This window comes from Bradyrhizobium sp. MI1.3 (assembly GCF_055811695.1).
This window is the reverse complement of record NZ_JBVVPQ010000171.1, coordinates 1-3,313: the sequence shown is the minus strand read 5'-3', so window position 1 is coordinate 3,313 and position 3,313 is coordinate 1. Positions and strand designations below refer to the sequence as shown.

Genomic DNA, 3,313 nt, shown 5'->3' with positions numbered 1-3,313 from the left:
GCGCGCGGCTATCTGAACCGGCCCGAGCTGACCGCGGAGCGGTTCATCGCCAGTCCCTTTGTGGAAGGCGACCGGCTTTACCGGACCGGCGACCTTGCGCGGTACTTGCCGGACGGCAATCTGGAGTTTTTGGGCCGCAACGACGAGCAGGTGAAGATCCGCGGCTTCCGGATCGAGCCGGGTGAGATCGCGGCGCGGCTTGCCGAGCACCCGCTCGTGCGCGAGGCGGTGGTGGTGGCGCAGCAGGATGGCAGTGGCGAGCAGCGACTGGTTGCGTATGTCGTTGCGGCTGCGGAGCACGCGGCTGAAGCTGAGGGGGCTGATCTTGCCGGCACGTTGCGCGCGCATGTCAGTGCGCGGCTGCCGGACTACATGGTGCCGGCTGCGTTCGTGCGGCTGGCGGCGCTGCCGCTGACGCCGAACGGCAAGCTGGACCGCAACGCGCTGCCGGCACCTCGGGATGCGGCGTATGCGCGGGCGGCTTACGAGCCGCCGCGGGGCGAGATCGAGACCGCGCTGGCAAAGCTCTGGGCGGAGCTTCTCGGTGTGGCGCGGGTCGGCCGCCACGACCACTTCTTCGAGCTGGGCGGCCATTCGCTGTTGGCGGTGCAGCTATTGAGCCGGGTCTCGCAGGCTTTGGGTGTCGAGCTGCCGCTGACGACGCTGTTTGCCAAGCCGGTGCTGGCGGACCTCGCTCGCGAGACTTCCATTACTTTGCTCGAACGTGAATTTGATCGCGACGAGCTTCAGAAGCTGGTCTCTCTGGGTGCCGAGAAATGACGGATGTCGTTAGGACCGACTTGGAGAAGCTGGATGCGGAAGGCTTAGCGAAGCTCCTTGCACTCGCCAAGGAGAGAAACCGCAGTGGCGGCCGAAAAGCTCCCTCGATCCCAGCAGTTGGAAGCGAAAGCGCTCTTGCACCGTCGTTTGCGCAGCAGCGGCTATGGTTTTTGGCGCAGCTGGATCGGGGCAGCACGACCTATCACATGCCGCTGGTGTTGCGGCTGCGCGGCGTGCTCGACCGCAGCGCCTGGCAGCGCAGCCTGGACCGTGTGCTGGCGCGTCATGAGGCGCTGCGCAGTGTCTTTGTCGCGACAGAGGGCACACCCCGGGTTGAGGTTCTGCCGCCGGATGCGGGGCTGCCGGTCGTGGAGCACGATCTGCAGGACAGGGTAGATGCGGACGCCGCGCTTGCGGAGCTGTGCCAGCAAGAGGCGCGCACGCCGTTCGATCTGGCGCATGGCCCGCTGATCCGCGGCCGGCTGATCCGGCTGTCGGATCAGGAGCACGTCGTCCTGCTGACGCAGCATCACATTGTCTCGGACGGCTGGTCGCTGGGCGTGTTGCTGCGTGAACTCAGTCAGCTGTACCGGGCGTTCGAGGCCGGAGAAGACGATCCGCTGCCGCCGCTTGCGATCCAGTATCCGGATTATGCCGCCTGGCAGCGGCAGTGGCTCTCGGGCGAGCGGCTGCAGAGCCAGGCGCAGTATTGGCGCAATAATCTATCTGGCGCCCCGGCCCGTCTGGCCTTGCCGACGGACCGGCCGCGGCCGCCGCAACAGTCGTTTGCCGGGGCCAGTGTGCCTGTCGTCATCGACGCGGATCTGACGCGGGGGCTGAAGCAGCTGAGCCGGCAACATGGCACGACGTTGTTCATGACGGTGCTGGCGGCGTGGGCTGCGGTGCTGTCGCGTCTGTCGGGACAGGACGACATTGTGATCGGGGTGCCGAGCGCCAATCGGGGCCGGCGCGAGATCGAAGAGTTGATCGGCTTCTTCGTCAACACCCTGGCGCTTCGCCTCGAGCTGTCGGGCGGACCGAGCGTGGCGGAGCTGTTGGAGCGGACGCGGCGCACGGCATTGGCGGCGCAGGAGCATCAGGACCTGCCGTTTGAGCAGGTGGTGGAGATCGTGCAGCCGCCACGGCATCTTGATCACACGCCGTTGTTCCAGGTGATGTTGGCCTGGCAGCACGACGCCGTCGAATCGTTCGACCTTGCCGGGCTGCGCATCGAGGCGGCGGGGCAGGGCTACGATCAGGTCAAGTTTGATCTGGAGCTGAGCCTTCACGAGCATGGCGAGGTCATCGCCGGGACGCTGGGTTATGCCACAGCGCTGTTTGATCCGACGACGATCGAGCGGCAGCGTGGCTATCTGCTGGCGCTGCTGCGGGCGATGGTTGCCGATGCGCGGCAACCGGTCGGGCGGATTGAGCTGCTGTCGTCCGCTGAGCGCGCCTACCTGCTGGAGGAGCTGAACCGGACGGCGGCGTCCTATCCGGCGGAGCGGTGCATCCATGAGCTGTTCGAGGCGCAGGTGCGCCGGGCGCCGAACGCGGTGGCGGTGGTCTGCGAGGGCGAGCGCGTGAGCTATGGCGAGCTCAATGCACGGGCGAACCGCCTCGCGCATCATCTGGTCGGGCTCGGGGTGAAGCCGGATCAGCCGGTGGCGATCTGCCTTGAGCGCAGCATGACGATGGTGGTGGGGCTTTTAGCGGTCCTCAAGGCCGGCGGGGCGTATCTGCCGCTGGACCCGGCCTATCCGTCCGCACGGCTGCGGCAGCTCCTCAACGATGCGGCGCCGCGACTGCTGCTGGCCGATGCGGCGGGGCGTACCGCGCTGGGCTGTGATGCGCTCCTCGATCTGACGGTGATCGATCTGGAGATGGCGACGCCGGCCTGGGCGAACCTGCCGGAATCCAATCCGGACCCACGCGCCCTCGGTCTGACCTCGCGCCATCTCGCCTATGTGATCTACACCTCAGGATCAACCGGCACGCCCAAGGGCGTCATGGTCGAGCATCGCGGATTGGTCAATCTCATAGCATGGCATGTGCAAACCTTTTGTCCCCAGCCAGAAACCAGCTGTGCGCTCGCGGCTGGAGTAGCATTCGATGCCAGCACTTGGGAGCTATGGTCTGCGCTATGTAACCGCAGCACATTGCTGCTCCCCCCAAGAGCATTGGCGGGAGATTCTCTCCTTCTGCTACAATGGTGGCGTGATCAATCGCTGGACGTCGCCTTTTTGATCACGCCGCTGGCCACGATGGCGTTGGAGGATGGGCTGGTAAATTCCAGATTGGAGTACTTGCTTGTTGGCGGTGGTCGTCTCCAGCGTGTGCCTGCGCCTCTAGCTTCGCCTCTCAAGCTAATAAACAACTATGGCCCTACTGAAGCTACGGTCGTGGCGACCTCGGGCCGGCTCTTCATCGACAACGTTGTGCCGCATATTGGCCGACCGATCGCGAACACGCGGATCTACCTGCTGGACGGTCTTGCTGCGCCCGTTCCGTTCGGGGCGGTGGGGGAGCTTTA

The 3,313-nt window shown here is 65.6% G+C and carries 2 protein-coding genes; both read left to right on the top strand.

Annotated features, from left to right (window positions below; translation table 11 throughout):
- On the top strand, positions 1 to 780 hold a 780-nt coding region (locus AC0L3A_RS40285; protein WP_473256532.1), incomplete at its 5' end, for a phosphopantetheine-binding protein.
- A partial coding sequence (locus AC0L3A_RS40280; RefSeq protein WP_473256531.1) for a non-ribosomal peptide synthetase occupies positions 777 to 3,313 on the top strand: 2,537 nt, incomplete at its 3' end. The genes AC0L3A_RS40285 and AC0L3A_RS40280, both read left to right, overlap by 4 nt.